Here is a 16,196-nt window from a genome sequence, read left to right on the forward strand (position 1 = left end):
CTTGCGTTAACGTCCAGTCGGTCTAGTAAAGAGGGCACGATTGTCTGCGATGGTCTTAAGGCTCTTCTGATGCTCGCGAAAGAAGGCGACGGCGAGATCGCGTGATCGTTTGCATTCCTCTTGGCTGAGTGCCGAGACGTAGTCGATGCAGTGCGCAAAGGCCTTGCCATCGTCGAGCGGCAAATCCCAGCCTATTCCTTTGTTGGATAGATCACGCCATGGCGTGGAATCCGTGATCAATACCGGCGTTCCAGCGGCAAGCGATTCAATGATCGCGTGACCATAATTCTCACCTCGAGTTGGAAGAAAGAATAGATCATACCTGGAAAGTGTCGCCAATACATCTTCATGATCGACAATTCCTAGATATGATGTCGATATATTATTTGGAAGAATTGACGATATGTTCTGGCAAATCTTCCAATAATCTTGGTCATCGACCAATCCATAGATATCAAACCGAACAGACGCCCTAACCTTGCGCAGAACCTCAAGCGCAAAATCTAGATTCTTCATGGGCGAGATGCGCGACAGGAAGCATATTCGCAATGGCTCGCCTTGCTCTCTCGGGCGGTGCGGAAATTCGCTCTTTCCGTCCACCTGCGCGGACAAGTTGGCAGACACGCGGATGTCCGACGCGATCCCGCCTATCGTTCTTCCAATGTCCCCCGCCTCGTGCTCGCTGGATGCCTGCCAAATGAGGTCGCGATAAAGGCCGGCTCCCCGCGAAACGGCAAGAAAAACGCGCTTCTTTGCGGCTTTCAAATCCAGTGCGGCTGGCGAGAACTCGCCACGCGGCGCGACAATGCATCGATTTCTCGGGGCAAGGCCGAGCCGGCGAGCAAGCAGTGGCTTCAGCGTGAAAATCGGATCGAAGAAGCTGTTCAAATAAAGCGTCTCGTGGGGAACTTCGCCGATGATCCGGGCGATGTTCCGAAGCTTCATTTGCGAAGGGGATAAATAAAGGACCTTCGCCTTGCGGACGTCCAGCCATTCGCTTCGTCCATCGAGATGCGGATAAGGCATGGTGTCCGTCGCGTCGCGGTCGGAGGTCACGATACGAAAATCGAGCTCATCGCCAAGCGCGGCAACCAGGTTCGCAATGGTCCGGACAGGTCCACCCGATTTGTAGCCGGGCAGGTAATAGCGAACGAAGGTAAGGACGACTGGCCTTGAAAAGCCTAGCCTGGATTTCACGCTTCGATCCATTCCGCATGTGTCAAATCTGTGTCCTGCCATGGTGGGACAGGCCTCGGCCCCTGTCTTGGCGCATGCTGCAGGATCGCCTCCAGATAAGAGGCTCCTGCACTTGCGCCGAAGCTGCGGCGCGCCCATCCCGCCAGCGCCTTGCGCTGGGCGGGCAACTGCCTCCCCTTGGCCATGGCCTCCTGCAAAAGGCCGGCCAGCGCCTTCGCTTCGCCGGCCGGAAACACGCCACCGCAACCGCTGGCCCGCACTGCGGTTGCGGCGCCGCAGCGGTCCGAGCAAACGACCGGCGTCCCCACCATCAGCGCCTCGCAAACCACAGCGCCCCAGCCATCGTGGTGGCTCGGCAGCACCAGGCAGTCCGCTTTGGCCATGCGCGGCGGCACCTTGTCGATGTGGCACTGGCCCTGCCACCGAACGCGACCAGGTAGTTTTTGCTCGCCAAGCATCCGAAGACGGCCTTCGAGTGGGCCGAACCCGACGAGCGCCAGTTCGAAAGACGTATCCCCCAGTCTTGCGAGGGCATCGAACAGCAGGTCGACCCGCTTGCGATCGATGAACTGCCCCACGAACAGGAAACGGAACGGCGCACCGCTATCGAGCTGGCGCACGTTTTCCTCCCACCTCTCCGGGAGGAAATAGGCGAAAGGAAATACTTTTTCGGACGGCATGCCGCACCGGACGAGCCATCCTGGCGTGGCGTCGCCGGTGGCAAGCAGACCCGCGAGCCAAGGGCGGCTTTGCCGGATCAGGCGCCGGTATTCCAGCCGCTTGAACGCTCCGCGCCAGCCGCTGTCGTCCACAGTTTCCATCACCACCCATTGGCTTAAGCCGCGCCGCGCCAGTGCCTGTTGCGCAAACCCCACCAGACCATTGCCGCGAAGACCCTGGCAGATGTGGATACTGTCCTCGGGAGCCTTGGCAACGAGAGCGGTCACGGCATCCCTATCCGGCGCAAAATGAAGCGTCGCTGCGCCAAGCCGGGGCGCCCGCCAGCCTTGTGCCGCGCGGTCGGTCGACATCGGCTGCTCGGCGACATAGCTTACCTGCTGCCCCCGCCTGGCGAGTGCTTCCGCCAACCCCGCCATGTGCGGCGAAACGATACGCTGCCAGAACCACACGGGATCAGCCACGACGTGTGCTTTTCGCAATGCCATCAGCATATGCCCAGCCGAGCAGGATCAGCGGCAGCAACCCCATGCCGCCGGCGGAGAAAAGGGTCGATTCACCCATGTTGAGCAGCAGCACGGTCAGGCATACGGCGAATGCTGCCAGACCGCTTCGCGCGCTGGAGCGCAGCAGCCGCATGATCCACGCTACAACCAGCAAGCCGCCAATGGTGCCAATCTCCTCCAGTACGGCGAGCGGAGCCACCCCCTTCTCGATCGATGCACCGACCGGCAGGCCGAGAACCGGGTCCCTGCTGACCACCATGGTTGCAGGCTCCGAGGCGATGCCGAAGCCGATACCCGTTAACGGGTGCTGGGCAATATTTTCCAGCATAGCATCTATCAGCCTCCCGCGAGAGCGATCATAGGCCTCCATTACCCCTTCGACTTGATCCCCTCCCAGCCGGGCGCGGCCGGATTTGGAGATGTAGCGCTGGAAGGCGCTGTCGATGGTCGGTGCCATGACCACGCAGGCCACAAGAACTGCTCCGAAGACCGCCCAGACCCGCGCGCTGCTCATACCGGGGAGCATCAGCCGGATCGGTTTGCCAGCAACGCCAGGCCCCAGCAGTACGGCACACCCTACGCCCAGCATGATCGCAAAGCCGGCCGTCCGCGCCTCCGACAGCGATATGCCGGTGAGCGACGCGCCCGCCACGCCGAGCAGCCACCAAGACGGCCGCGCTTCGCCGAAGAGGCGCGAAGTTGTCCAGGCACAAAGCAACGCCATGGTCGGCCCAAAGGCTTGCGGCTGGTTGAGAATGCCCTGAAAACCCATACCGTTGCGCATGTAGCCTAAGGAAGACGCCGCCAGCGGCAAGCTGGCAAGGAGCACCAGCACCAGCCCCCAGAACAGTTGCTGAGACATCTCCTGCATTTGCTGTTCCGAGAGGCTGCACCAGGCGGAAAGGAGTGTGGTCATGGCCAGCGTCCACGACACTGCCTTGAGCACTGAGACGTCTGGTATCGGGCTGAACAGCAGGGAGTGGCACATGATAAAGAGGCCGAGTAGAAGCGTGGCCAGCGTGAACGGGCGCAGGCGCGGCTCACTGCTGAACAGGCTGCTGTGCACTATGGCCGATGCCGCGGCCGCGAACAGGACTGCATAGCGTCCGACCGCTCCCGCACTCGCCTCCGGTGCGATACCGGGGCTGATCATCGTAAATAGCCATGACAGCGCAAGCGCGCGGATCGCATGAGCCCTACTAAGAAGCGCATAGGCTGCAAGAGCGAGATAGCTGAGATTGGCGGTCGGGCCAGATGCCAGCCGTAGTACCAGCGCCGCAGCGACCGGCGCATAGGCCCAAAATCCCATCCCGGTTTCGCGCAGATGCTGGAAAGCCCCGCTTCGAAGCGCGAGGCCCGAGTTCCGGCCGCCATAGTCAGGCACCCGGAAACCTCACTCCGAGCCTGCAGAGGCGCAAGTGATCTAAAACGTCACCCCGCGGCTGTAATTCTGGAACGGACCGCACGGTGGGAATGGGTCAGACAGCCCAGTCTTGGCTGCTGCTCGATTGTAGCCCGAGCAGTTCCAGAACACATCGCACATTTGCGTCCCAGGAGAAGCGCTCTGCCGTACGTCTCGCCTCACGGCCAAGTCTTTCGCGTAAGCCAGGGTTCTCGATAAGTCTTTTCAGGGCAAGCGCTAGCGAATCTGGATCTTTCGGAGGGACGAGGACGCCATCGTCCCCATCGGCGATGATATCGGCAGCGCCATTTTCATGGCAGCCGATGGTCGGCTTCATCCGCGCCATGGCTTCGAGATAGACGATGCCGAACGCCTCGCCCCAACTCGGGAGGGAGATGATATCGGCTCTTGCGATCTCGTGCATTGTTTCGTCATAAGGCAGCCTTCCGAGGAAACGAATGTGGTTGCTCAAGCCGAGCGCCCAAGCCAGCGCCTCCAGTCTCTGTCTTTCCGGCCCGTCGCCGATCACTGAATATTGCCAATGGGCGATGCCGTACTGCTCCTTAAGCAGCCGCAGGGCACGGATATTGTCGTCGATACCCTTCAAGGCGATCAGATTAGAGACACTCGCGATTTTCAGAATTCCTTCCCCCGCAACGATGTTCAATGGAAGTTCGGACAGCGCCGGCATTTCGGTTCCGTTCGGAATGACCACCGTTTTCGAGATATTGATCCCAAGTTCAGTCGCATGACGACGAAGCGGAGAGCCAACGAGAATAATCTTGTCGAGGCAATGCTGTGCGCGTTGCAGATCGGCTTTGAGATAGCCGACCACGGACGGTCTCGCCAGGAAAGGGTCGACGCCATGCACGCACGCAATCTTCCGGGCACGTAAACGTCCGCACCAGTATGGAGCAGAGGAAGCGTAGTGTCTGAGGCCGTGTACGATGCACCCCTGCGGCGTACCTGTCTTGCGCACTAGAGATGCCATCGTCCTGGATACGGACAGGCCGGTTGAGCGCAAATTGAACCTGTATGCGAGCCGGTTGGCTGAAAGCGCTTCCGGCAAGCGCAATAGCGGCACTTTGACCAGCGTGACCTCCTCGGCAGGTAGGCCGAGTTCTTGGGGCGACAGGTGCCGCTCCTTCCGCTTTCCGAGCGTAGCACCCACAAGCACTGTTACCTGGCACCCGGCCCTGCAAAGAGCTGCAATCTGTTGCGGAACAAAAATGCCGGAAATCGAGTTCGACGCTGTGGGCCAGAAGTTCGTCAAGACGAGAATGTTCATCATCGATGCGCGACCGGCTTTGATCGCTTTGCCAATTGTTCAATCTCGATCGAAAGACACGAGAATGCCAGCAGACATGGCAGCGGCGAGTATCGGAACCAGCCAACATGCTTTGACAGCTTCATGCGGGAACTGAAAAGTACCCGCTTGCGCCAACTCAAAAGCAATCTTGATTGCACGCTTCATGTTACCGGCAGCGAGTGCGAGGCGGCTACGGGGTCGAACGCTTCGACTGAACCTTACGAGGCGACGACCACGGTGGAACTGGTCGATCAAAGCCGGTCTGAGCGCCGCAGGATAGCGGTGCAAGGTGACGATCTGCGGGTTCCAAACCGGGCGCTCTACACGCTCGATTTTCTCATTCAGAAGTGTGTCCTCCCCGACGCGGATCTGCTCATCGAAGGAGCCGAACATATCGAACAGCTCTCTGCGATAGGAGAGTCCGAAAAGCACGGCGCGCTCCGAGGGCGTGTGGGGCAGCCTCGCAAAATGCGTAGTGAGGCAACTTGCCCAACTGATCGCCCGGACACGGCCATCCTTGGCAGGCGCGGGAAGGAGCGCGGAAGCCACAGTCGTCGTCCTTTCATGCGTCCGAAGTCGATGACTCAGCCAGTTCGGGGTAGCCATGCAATCCGCGGCGAGAAATGCTATAATGGGCGCTTGGCTATGCTGTATGCCTAAATTTCGTGTGCCGCCGGCAAACTGCCGTTCGCCGGTCTCCACCAGAACGATTTCATCGAGTAACTTGGATAGCGCTGGCTGTAACGAACCACGGCCCGTATTGACCACAACGATCTCGGCACGGATGTTTTGGGTGGTTAGCGAAGCCACCGCGTCAGCGGTAAAGGGATATGAATCAGTTGACATCACAACGACAGCGATGGGCGCAGCGACAGGAACGCGCACGCCTCTAGTCACGCTGAGGTCGGCGATTTGTGCAAGGGGAGACGGCATATGATGAGGCAAACCTATCCAGCCTCCGCATTGCTGGCTCCCAGATGCGCCGCCTTCGCCTGTCCTGCCTCAAGCCGCACGACCATGTCGCAGCCTTCCAGCGTCGAGAGGCGATGGGCGATGATGAGGATGGTGAGGCCGCGATCGAGCCGCTCGATGGCCGCCATCACCGCCGTCTCGGTTTCCGTGTCCAATGCGCTGGTCGCCTCGTCGAACACCAGTACGCTTGCTTGCTTGTAGAGAGCGCGCGCGATGCCAATGCGCTGGCGCTGCCCGCCGGAAAGCTGGATACCGCGCTCGCCGATCCGGGTGTCATAGCGCTGCGGCAGCGCCGCTATCACCTCTGCCAGTTCGGCCTGTTCTGCAGCGCGACGCACCCGCCCAGGGTCAATGTCCGCCTTCCTGACGCCGAAGGCGATGTTCTCGGCAACGCTCGCATCGGCAAGGAAGATCGCCTGCGGAACATGGGCGATGTTTCGTTGCCATGCCGCACGGTTTGCAGCCGTCAGTTTCACCCCGTCGATGCGAATATCTCCCGCCGTCGGCTCCAGCAGGCCGATGATCAGATCCATCAAGGTCGACTTGCCGCTGCCGGTCTTGCCAGCGATACCGACCCTGCTCCCCTTGGGGATTACGAGATCCACGTTGCGCAGCGCGGCGGCTCTGCCCGGATAGGCGTAGCCGACCTGACGGAGACCAATGGCGCCTTCGAACGGCAGCGCCGCTTCGGCCGCAGTCGTCGCCGGGGTGGGTCGGTCAAGCAGCACAACGATATCGGTCAGAACTGCCTTGTTACCCAGGGCCAGGGCCCAGCCGCTGTAGAGCTGCTGGATCAGAGGCAGCAGCCGCTGGGCGCCAAGCGCCAGCGCGCCCAGCACCGGGAGCGCCGCAGCAATCCCGCCCGGTCGCTGGACCATCGTCACGGCCACCGCCGCGATCAGCACCATGCCGACCGCTTCGACGACGAAGCGTGGTGCGCCTGCAAGAACGGCATTGCGCACCCGCGCATCGCGGAAGTCCGCTTCGGCCTGCTCATAGGTCTCGACGAAAACCGGCTGGGAGCGGTCGAGCAGCACGTCACGGATGCCGCCCAGCCCCTCCTGCATGGTCTGCACGCGCCTGGTCTGGGCGCGGGCAATGAGGCCACCGTTGCGGCGCAACCGCTTGCGCGCGGTGACAGACGCAATGAGATAGATGCCCGAAAATCCGACCCCGGCAACGAGCGCGACAACAGGGTCGATGGCGATTAGCCCCCCGACAATGAAAAGCCCGATCACCGCGGAGATGGCTCCTTGCATGAGCGGGAGCAGCACATTGTTGGTGACCACCTGTACCTTGTTGATCGTGGCGATGATCTCGCTGGAATTGCGCTGCGTGTGGTAGGCATAGGGCTGAAAGAGCGTATCGGCGTAGAGTTTCACGCCGAGCTCGTAGGACATGCCATAGACGAAGCTGTTGCTCGCCCACAGCAGCGCCAGTCGCAGAGTGGCCGCCCCTAGCGCCGCAAGCGCGAACAGGCAGGTCACGGCATAGACCGCGATGACCGGGTCACCGGCTCCCAGGAAGCCGAGCAGGCTGGAGGCTACGCCATGCCCAGGTGCACCGGCCGGCGAAGCGATGATCGCCAGGAGAGGCACGATTGCTCCGATCGTAACCACTTCGGCCACCGCGCCAGCCAGCATCAGAACCATGAGCGGCACGAAGGCACGCCGACGCGCTGGCGAAAGATGGTGAAACAATAGGCGCACCGCAGTCGACAATGACATGCCTTCGCCGCCCCACGCCGACCTTTGTGCCGGCAGGACTGTGCGAAGGCCCTTGCGCCCTCTGACGCCCCCCGCCGTCTTCTGATGGTATCCAAGCGTATCCATTCTTTCGGTCAGGATGGCCTGCTCGCTTCCGCTACCTGGCCCCGAAGCCGGTCAGCATGATCCTGATCGTCCTCATGAAGATGACCAGGTCGAGCCAGGGCGAGAAGTTCTTGATGTAGTAAAAGTCGTAGTGCAGCTTCTCGTGAACTTCGCTCACAGCTGCCACATGGCCCTGGTTGACTCGCGCCCAGCCGGTGACGCCAGGGCGCACGATATGGCGATAGGGATAGAAGGGCAGTTCCCCCTCGTACCAACGCGACAGCACCGCCGCCTCGGGCCGGGGGCCGATCCAGCTCATCTCACCGCTCAGTATGTTGATAGCCTGCGGCAATTCATCAAGTCGCGTGCGCCGCAACACCCGGCCGATGCGGGTAATGCGCTCATCGCCGTCTCGCGTGATCGCCTTTTCCTTCTCGGCCATGGCGCCATCGTCCTCGGCGCGCATGGTGCGGAACTTGTAGAGCGTGAAGAGCGTGCCGCGATAACCCACCCGCCGTTGCCGGAACAGAGCCGGCCCGGGCGTTTCGAGCCTGATTGCGAGAGCCAGGACAAGGAAAAGCGGCAACAGGAGCACCAGGACCGCAAACGCCCCCAGCCAGTCGACTATCCGCTTGATCTTGAAATAGATCTGATTGGGATTGAGCGATCCGAGCGTGTTTTCCGAAAGATGCTCGATCTCGACCCGGCCGGTCAGCGATTCCACTATGTGCTTCACATGGTAGACAGGGGTGCCGGACAGGACGCAACCTGTGATGAAGCGCTCCCAAGTCTCCGGCAAGTCAGCGCGAAGATCTGCTACCACGCCTAGCACCCGGCCCGGGACTGCATCGGGGGAAAACAGCTTCTGCCAGACAACGCCGTCGACCGCCGCAAGCCGGTCGATATTGCCGCCGGGGACGATCGCCAGCCGGTAAGGTTCCAACCGGTGCGTGAACACGTTGAGCTGAAATACCAAGATGCCGAGATGAAGAAGGAGCCTGCAGCCTGGAAACGGCTATATTCGAAGCGAAAGAAGAAAATGGCGAGGAACACCAGCCCGTAGCTGAGCGTGAATGCCGGCAATATGGTGCTGAACGTCGCCACCCCCGGAAACGCGTCCAGTCGCTTGTAGGTCATGTAGCCTGTCATGTGAGCGATGATGGCTGCCGTGATCGTCACCTGGTGGTTGATCGAGAGGACGATCCTCGGCTCCAGCGCCATGCGCGCGACGAGCGGCAGGCCGACGGCCAGGAGTAGCCCGCCCATAAGCTGATAACGCAACCGCTGCAGCGGATGCGTTTCACTACCGATCGCGATCGTCTGATGATACAAACTGGACTTTCCGCTGTCGTTTCCGCCAGGCCACCGCGGCATAAGCCCCGGCGACAGGCCTCCGATGGCTACCGCACTCGAGGTGAAAGCCCTCGAGCCGAACATCAAGCGTAACAAGGACTGGCCGCTATCGCGGCCACATCAGTTGGATGCCACAGGCACCAGGCTTTTGACGGGCAATGCCACGGCGATTTCCCCGTGCATCATTTGCAACAGGATCCGAGCCCGTCCCAAGCCATCATGGCGGACCAGGGTTCCAACAAGCTCGGCAAAGGGACCTGAGATCACACGCACGACATCGCCCTGACGAAGACCCACCGCAACGTTGAATATCCCCTCGTCGTCCGTCAGGGCCTGAAGCCCCTCGATCAGGCCGTCGGGGCACGGGAGCGGCCGCTCGCCCTGCATGACGAGCGAATTCACCCCGAAGGTGCCATTGACCGACCGCCACCGCTGGCGATCGACATCCAGCGACACGAATATGTAGCCGGGGAAAAAGGGGACGCGCTTCTCGTGACGCCGGCGCGCATGACGAACGACCCGCGTCTGGCGCGGCATCCAGACATGGAATCCCTGTCTGTTCAGATTGAGCTCAGCCATGTCTTCCCGCCCCAGCAGGGCTGACGCGACATACCAACGATCTGCCATTCTCCCCCCGTCCCCGCATACTGATCGTCGAAAAATCTCTGTCACTAAGTAAGCGTTGCTGGCCGAACGATCTCCGGTAGACAGGCAATGCCCGGCCGCGCGAAAAGATAGCCTTGCATGAGGCCGATCCCGAGCGACGCCAGAACCGTGAACTCAGCCTCGGTCTCGACGCCCTCCCCCACAACTCTGCAACCGAAAGCCGCGCAGGCATCGACCACGCCCTTGACAATCGCTCGGCGCGAACGATCCGCGTCGATGCCATGCACCAGCTCCATGTCGAGCTTCACCATGTCAGGACGCAGCTGCAGCAAACTGTTGATGCCGGCATAGCCAGCCCCGAAATCATCGATGGCCACCGTGACCCCTCGGTTGCGCGCGGCCGCCATCCAGCGGGAGAGCTTTGCCTTGTCCTCGACCGGCTCCTGCTCGGTCATCTCGAATATCAGACGGCCGGCCGGCCATCCCACGCGCTGGGCGGCACGCAGCGTTGTATGCAGCCCATACCGGTGGTCGCAGATTGCGGAGGCCGAAACGTTAAGACTGAGGCCGCAGCGCACACCGAAGGAAGCCGCCATCTCTACGGCGCGTTCCCTGCAGGCGGCATCAAAGGCCAGCGTCCTCTCTGGCGGCACGCTGGCAAAGACAGTGGCTGCGCTCTCTCCGTAGCGCCCGCGCAAAAGCGCCTCATAAGCAAAAAGCGTACCGCCGGCTGCGGTGTCTACGATCGGCTGGAAAGCCATCGTGAACTCAGGAAAGGGAGAGGCGGACGGCATGACACGTCCCTCGCTCCCCTGACCGCGCCCAATGTACCTGGCCCTGTTCATCTCCTGCGCTCCTGTTGCCGTGCGACGGCTTTTCGCGAAACGGAAGACGTTACGAAGGATTAGCGGCCGACTTCTTCTGCACGCCCGTCCCTTGGACACGATGATGCTAAAAGTGCCGGCCAGGTCCGCTCTGTGTTCAGGCAGGACATCGCGACCTGGCCGGCAGGTGGGGGTTATACTCCCCCCAGAAAGCATGCCCTCCTTGGCGGGGGATAGGGTGCATGCTCTCCGATCGCTCCGGCTCCGCAACAAAACGACATTGGCGGGATAAGCTGCCCCAAGGCAGGTAAAGCACTGCCTACTTTCCCTCCGGTTTGGCGTAATGTTGCTGAAGACGGCTCGATCTCGCTTGAGGGGCGTATTGGCCACTCCACGATTACAAGCTGATGTGGAACCGAGTGGTATCATCACAGCAGCACTTCCAATTCCGGGCAGTATTCGACGCGCGCGAGCAAGTACTGCCGCACGAAGTCCGCCATCAGGCGGGCGTCGGTGGTGACAAGCAGCGCCTGCTCGCCGTTGTGCGTTGAGATGGTAAACCGATAATCAGGCGAGTCCGGAACAAGATCTATGCAGGCATGATCGTCTATGCGGAGATTGTGGCCGCCAAGGCCCATCGGGAAGGAGAGCAAGTCGAACCCGCACAACTTCCTCCTGTCGTCAAACGTGAAAGTTTCCTCAAACGCTCGTGCAAGGCGGCGCACCATTACGTCCGGACCGTCGGGAAATACGAGAATTATACCGTCTGCCGAGCCGAGGTCTTGCGGATGCCAAGGGCCTTTCGACGAAGGAGAATTCCTTTCGTCATCGCCATCAAGATCGATATCCAGATTTATGACTTGATCAATCTTGTCCCGCATCCCACCACCTGACGCAATTGACGTGAGCGCCAGCGACATGCACTGGCAACATGACCTAAAGCTCTGTGAAATTTGGAATTCTTCTATACTGCATTCATTTACTAGACGAATGCGAACCCCTCATTTGGCGTCGGCGCGAAACGCCCCCGCTTTCTTCCCCTTATTGCCCTAATTCATTGGTTCTACATGGACACGAATCCGACGTGCCGGATTGGCTATAGTTACGTCTACAATTATTACGTGTCAATTGCAATATGAACAACTTTAGATTGTATAGCGGCGCGTTGATATGATCACCCTCGGCAAAGTCGGCATCGTCGAGGATGTTCTTCAGCGACCTGCCCGCTAGTTCCATGGTCACGCGCTTCATCGTTTCGGCAGCGCCATGAAGCGCCTCCAGAACGTCCGGTTCCAGGGAACTTTCTTGTTCGCGACGCGTTCGCTCGCAACGTCCGATTGAGGGTCAGCAGATGGTTGACCCTGCCGGGCAGAATGTGGGTGTCCCCGACACCTGAATGCGCGAATGGTTTCGCACGTATGCCCACGGAGGGCATTCCAAAAATCAGAACAGGAGGATGACCATGTCAAATCCGACTCGGCGAGAGGTTCTGGCGACTGCCGCGGCGATAGGCGCAGCCAGCGTGCTGCCCGGGCAAGCGGCTGCCGCTCAGAATAACGATGTCATTCGGCCTTTCCAGATCTCCTTCCCAGACGAGGACCTGGCCGACCTTCGCCGACGCGTGCAGGCGACCAAATGGCCTGACAAGGAGCAGGTGGCGGACACGACCCAGGGTGTCCAGCTCGCGACGATGCAGCAGCTCGCACAGTACTGGGCGACGCAGCACGACTGGCGCAAGTGCGAAGCCAGGCTGAATGCCGTGCCGAACTTCATCACCGAGATTGACGGTCTCGACATCCACTTCATTCATGTGCGGTCCAAGCACGAAAACGCGCTGCCGATGATCGTCACCCATGGCTGGCCGGGCTCGATCATCGAGCAGATGAAGATCATCGCGCCGCTGACCGATCCTACGGCACACGGCGCGAGCGCCGCGGATGCCTTCGACCTCGTCATTCCCTCGCTGCCCGGCTATGGCTTTTCCGGCAAGCCGACGGCTGTCGGCTGGAATCCCCCCCGTATCGCGAAAGCCTGGGCCGAACTGATGCAGCGCCTCGGCTACGCGAAATACGTGGCGCAGGGCGGCGATTGGGGCAATGCCGTTACCGAGGACATGGCCCTGCAGCAGCCGCCCGGGCTGCTCGGCATCCATACCAACATGCCGGCCACGGTTTCGCCCGAGATCAACCAATCGCTCGCCGCGGGCACACCACCCGCCGGCCTCACGCCGGACGAGCGCAATGCCTGGGACCAGCTCGACTTCTTCAACAAGAATGGCCTTGGCTATGCTCTCGAAATGAACAACCGCCCGCAGACCCTCTACGGGCTCGCCGATTCCCCCGTTGGCCTGGCGGCATGGATGCTCGATCACGACGACCGAAGCCAGAAGATGATCGCCCGCGTCTTCGCCGGTCAGAGCGAGGGCTTGTCGAAGGACGACGTGCTCGACAATGTCACGCTTTACTGGCTGACGAACACTGCGGTCTCATCGGCGCGGCTCTACTGGGACAATGCGCACCATCCGACGGGCGGCTTCTTTGACATCAGGGGCATCGCGATCCCTGTGGCCGTGACTGCCTTCCCGGACGAGATCTACACCGCTCCGCAGAGCTGGGCCGAGAAGGCGTATCCGAAGCTGATCCACTACAATAAGGCGCCGAAGGGCGGCCACTTCGCGGCCTGGGAGCAGCCCGAGTTCTTCGTGTCAGAGATGCGCGAATCGTTCAGGCCGTTGCGCCAGTCGAAGTGAAACAGAACGGCGCGCGACAAATGGGGCGCGCGCCGTGCTCGTTGCCCGAGACCACAAGGAGGGACGACGCGCCCGGATGCAGCCGATAGCTGCCCTCGTCAGCGCTCGTCCCATTGATCGAAGGAGGAGTTGAGATGAAAATACTCAGGGCTGTCCTCGCATTGGCTGGTTTGTTGCTGACGAGTTTTGTGGCAATGGCGCAGCCGGCCAAGCCGACCATCGTGCTTGTGCACGGCGCCTTCGCCGACTCTTCCAGCTGGTACGGTGTCATCGGCATACTGGAGAAGGCCGGCTACCCCGTCGTCGCCGTCGCAAATCCGCTACGCAGCGTGAAGGGCGATGCCGACACCGTCCGCAGTCTGCTCGCCACCATCAAGACGCCTGTCGTGCTCGTCGGACATTCCTACGGCGGCATGGTGATCAGCGATGCGGCGAAGGATGAGGCGAATGTGAAAGCGCTCGTCTATGTCGCGGCCTTCGCGCCGGAGGCGGGAGAGAGCGCCGGCGGCCTCAATGCCAAGTTTCCCGGCAGCCTGATCGGCCCCGACACGCTGGAAAAGCCGGTGCCCTTGGCCGGCGGCGGCAACGATCTCTATGTCCAACAGGAGAAGTTCCACGACGCCTTCGCGCCCGACCTGCCCGTGGCCGCTGCGAAATTGGCGGCGGCGGCGCAACGGCCCGTCACCGACACTGCCTTCGGCGAAGCGGCAGCCGAGCCCGCCTGGAAGACCATCCCGTCATGGTTCGTCTACGGTGACCACGACACCGCGATACCACCCAAGCTGCATGCGTGGATGGCCGATCGCGCCCATCCGCGCGAAACCGTGGTCGTCAAGGGCGCCTCGCATGTCGTGATGATTTCGCACGCCAAGGCAGTGGCGAAAGTCATCGAAGACGCGGCAAACGCACCTTGAGGCGATTCCCACGTTGGTCATGCGATGTCCGACACGGGCGGGAACACGTAGTTCGGTCGCCGCACACGGCTAGTTCCCGCCAAACGCTGACATCCAATATGGCCTTGGATAATCGCGGCACATCTGGCAAAGGCAAGACCTTCTGAACTGGAGGGTATTGCCGATGCCTAAAGTGATTTTCGATACGGACCCGGGCGTGGATGACGCGATGGCGCTGCTCTTCCTGCATCGCCACCCGGAAATTGACCTCGTCGGGATCACGACGGTGTTCGGAAACGCTGCGGTCGAGACGACGACGCGCAACGCACTGTTCCTGAAGTCGGCTTTCAAGATCGATGCTCCGGTCGTCCGGGGCGCGGGCGTTACCTTCGACAGAGACCGGCCGGCTCGGCCGTGGCCGACGATTGTTCATGGCGAGAACGGTTTAGGCGACATCGATATCCCCAATGATGCAGACCTGCCGATCGGGGAAGAAGACGAAGCAGCTCAATTCATCATCGACACCATCCGCCAGAACCCGGGCGAGATTTCGATCGTTGCCGTCGGCAGGATGACGAACCTTGCCAACGCGCTGGCCAAGGCCCCCGACATTGCGGGCCTCGTGAGGGACGTCGTCATCATGGGCGGCAGCTTCTATGTGCCGGGGAACGTGACGCCCGCGGCCGAGGCAAATATCGCAGGCGACCCTGAGGCTGCCGACCGCGTGATGACAGCGCCATGGAAAGTGGCTGTCATCGGCCTCGATGTCACCACCAAGACCGTCATGACCAGGGCAACCCTCAAGGAATTGGCCGACAAGGGTGGCCCCGAAGTTTCGCTTCTGAACGAACTCTCGCAGAGCTACATCGACTTCTACGATCACCTCATCGCTGACGCGATGCTCGTCCACGACACATGCGCCTGCGTCTACCTGGTGCGCCCCGATCTCTTCGACACGGTAACGGGCCAGATCCGGGTTTCATGCGACGGCCTGACCGACGGCCAGACCGTGCTCAAGCCCTCCCATCGCCGCTTCCCGCCGGGAGCCTGGGATCATTTCCCCGCGCAGACGGTGGCTGTGGACGTCGCCGCGGACAGGGTCATGGCACTCGTCCACGACACGCTCGTCAGGAGATGACGAGGCTCTCCGTCCCGCTCATCGTAGCCGTCCGATGGCAAAGCGGAACAGGAACCACCGCAGTTGCACCGCGTCGCGCGCGATGTTGGCCTCGTCCATGCGCGCAAGCCATTCGCTGCGCGTCAGCGAACGTGTTACGGAAATGAGGCCATCGTCAATCGCAATCGGATGCAGCCGCGTCAGCTTGCCCACGAGACCGATGAAATGGAACGGCACGGGATGGCGTTGGAGATCGTAGATCAGCCAGCCTTTGCGCGTCGTCAGTTCCATCCACCGCAGAAACTTCACGATCTGGTCGTCCGACATATGGTGGGTGAGCAGGCTGCTGACGACGAGGTCGATGGGCATGTGCGGTTCGAAATCGAAGATATCCATCACGCGATAGTCGATCTCGTCGGCCTCATCGGTCGCGAGTTCGGCGATGCGGATGATCTCGGGGCTGCGATCAAGCCCGATCAGCCTGATCGCCAGGCCGCGTTTGCGCGCCCAGCGCCGGATCGCCCGCAGCAGATCGCCGTTGCCGCAGCCGACATCTAGGAGGGTCAGAGGCGTTTCTCTCGTCGCGTCCTTTGTGGCGCGACGCAACCAGGCGATCACCGGCCAGTGCCCAAGCATCGCCCGGTTGAAGCTGGCGATATCGCGTATCACCACCGCCATTTCCTCGGGGCTTGGATCGGCGCGATCGAGCCATTCGGATTCGACGCTGCGCTGCGACAGGTCGCGTCGAGCTTCTTGCACGGTGACCGGTATGTTCATGG

General features: G+C 61.1%; 15 protein-coding genes and 1 pseudogene. 3 read left to right on the plus strand and 13 right to left on the minus strand.

Going from position 1 to position 16,196, the window contains the following annotated elements:
* Positions 1-6: 6 nt before the first annotated feature.
* The 12 genes and pseudogenes from C7I85_RS10725 to C7I85_RS10770 all read right to left on the minus strand — a co-directional run bounded on the left by C7I85_RS10725 (position 7) and on the right by C7I85_RS10770 (position 11,578).
* Positions 7-1,197: a glycosyltransferase gene (locus C7I85_RS10725; RefSeq protein ID WP_181257132.1), complete on the minus strand. Its 1,191-nt coding sequence runs from the start codon at positions 1,195-1,197 to the stop codon at positions 7-9.
* A complete protein-coding gene (locus C7I85_RS10730) occupies positions 1,194-2,339 on the minus strand; it encodes a glycosyltransferase family 4 protein (protein ID WP_181257133.1) in 1,146 nt (381 codons plus the stop codon). Before C7I85_RS10730 ends, C7I85_RS10725 begins: the two co-directional genes overlap by 4 nt.
* Positions 2,332-3,765 carry a hypothetical protein gene (locus C7I85_RS10735; RefSeq protein WP_146148851.1) on the minus strand — a complete coding sequence of 478 codons (1,434 nt, stop codon included), beginning with the start codon at positions 3,763-3,765 and terminating at the stop codon, positions 2,332-2,334. Before C7I85_RS10735 ends, C7I85_RS10730 begins: the two co-directional genes overlap by 8 nt.
* A 94-nt stretch (positions 3,766-3,859) precedes the next feature.
* Entirely contained in the window at positions 3,860-5,074 is a 1,215-nt protein-coding gene (locus tag C7I85_RS10740) for a glycosyltransferase (protein ID WP_106723953.1), read from the minus strand.
* 36 nt (positions 5,075-5,110) lie between these two features.
* Positions 5,111-5,524, minus strand: a complete 414-nt coding sequence (locus tag C7I85_RS31610; protein WP_245444882.1) for a hypothetical protein — start codon at positions 5,522-5,524, stop codon at positions 5,111-5,113.
* 99 nt (positions 5,525-5,623) lie between these two features.
* Positions 5,624-6,025, minus strand: a pseudogene (locus C7I85_RS32245) (glycosyltransferase family 2 protein); the annotation flags it as partial.
* A gap of 14 nt (positions 6,026-6,039) precedes the next feature.
* Entirely contained in the window at positions 6,040-7,791 is a 1,752-nt protein-coding gene (locus C7I85_RS10750) for an ABC transporter ATP-binding protein (RefSeq protein ID WP_245444883.1), read from the minus strand.
* Between the two features lie 136 nt (positions 7,792-7,927).
* Complete coding sequence (locus C7I85_RS31615) at positions 7,928-8,698, minus strand: sugar transferase (protein ID WP_245444884.1); 771 nt, start codon at positions 8,696-8,698, stop codon at positions 7,928-7,930.
* Between the two features lie 2 nt (positions 8,699-8,700).
* Positions 8,701-9,207 carry a hypothetical protein gene (locus tag C7I85_RS31620; RefSeq protein ID WP_245444885.1) on the minus strand — a complete coding sequence of 169 codons (507 nt, stop codon included), beginning with the start codon at positions 9,205-9,207 and terminating at the stop codon, positions 8,701-8,703.
* A gap of 141 nt (positions 9,208-9,348) precedes the next feature.
* Positions 9,349-9,855, minus strand: coding sequence for a transcription termination/antitermination protein NusG (gene nusG / locus C7I85_RS10760; protein WP_106723955.1), 507 nt, complete (start codon positions 9,853-9,855; stop codon positions 9,349-9,351).
* 44 nt (positions 9,856-9,899) lie between these two features.
* A complete protein-coding gene (locus C7I85_RS32250; protein ID WP_428832845.1) occupies positions 9,900-11,087 on the minus strand; it encodes an EAL domain-containing protein in 1,188 nt (395 codons plus the stop codon).
* The gene (locus tag C7I85_RS10770; RefSeq protein ID WP_106723957.1) at positions 11,087-11,578 is read right to left on the minus strand and encodes a hypothetical protein; all 492 of its coding nucleotides are present in this window, start codon (positions 11,576-11,578) and stop codon (positions 11,087-11,089) included. The genes C7I85_RS32250 and C7I85_RS10770 overlap by 1 nt, the downstream gene beginning before the upstream one ends.
* Positions 11,579-12,114: 536 nt before the next feature.
* Between C7I85_RS10770 and C7I85_RS10775 the strand changes: the two genes are divergently transcribed.
* The 3 genes from C7I85_RS10775 (at position 12,115) to C7I85_RS10785 (ending at position 15,438) form a co-directional block, all read left to right on the plus strand.
* Positions 12,115-13,407: an epoxide hydrolase family protein gene (locus tag C7I85_RS10775; protein ID WP_428832846.1), complete on the plus strand. Its 1,293-nt coding sequence runs from the start codon at positions 12,115-12,117 to the stop codon at positions 13,405-13,407.
* A gap of 134 nt (positions 13,408-13,541) precedes the next feature.
* Positions 13,542-14,321 (plus strand): alpha/beta fold hydrolase, encoded by a 780-nt coding sequence (locus tag C7I85_RS10780; RefSeq protein WP_106723959.1) that lies wholly within the window; start codon positions 13,542-13,544, stop codon positions 14,319-14,321.
* 163 nt (positions 14,322-14,484) lie between these two features.
* A complete protein-coding gene (locus tag C7I85_RS10785) occupies positions 14,485-15,438 on the plus strand; it encodes a nucleoside hydrolase (RefSeq protein ID WP_106723960.1) in 954 nt (317 codons plus the stop codon).
* Positions 15,439-15,456: 18 nt separating this feature from the next.
* Here the strand turns inward: C7I85_RS10785 and C7I85_RS10790 are convergent, their stop codons facing one another.
* Positions 15,457-16,194 carry a methyltransferase domain-containing protein gene (locus C7I85_RS10790; protein ID WP_106723961.1) on the minus strand — a complete coding sequence of 246 codons (738 nt, stop codon included), beginning with the start codon at positions 16,192-16,194 and terminating at the stop codon, positions 15,457-15,459.
* Positions 16,195-16,196: the final 2 nt, after the last annotated feature.

Origin of the sequence: Pseudaminobacter soli (ex Li et al. 2025), from assembly GCF_003012705.1 — a bacterium.
Taxonomy (GTDB): domain Bacteria; phylum Pseudomonadota; class Alphaproteobacteria; order Rhizobiales; family Rhizobiaceae; genus Pseudaminobacter; species Pseudaminobacter soli.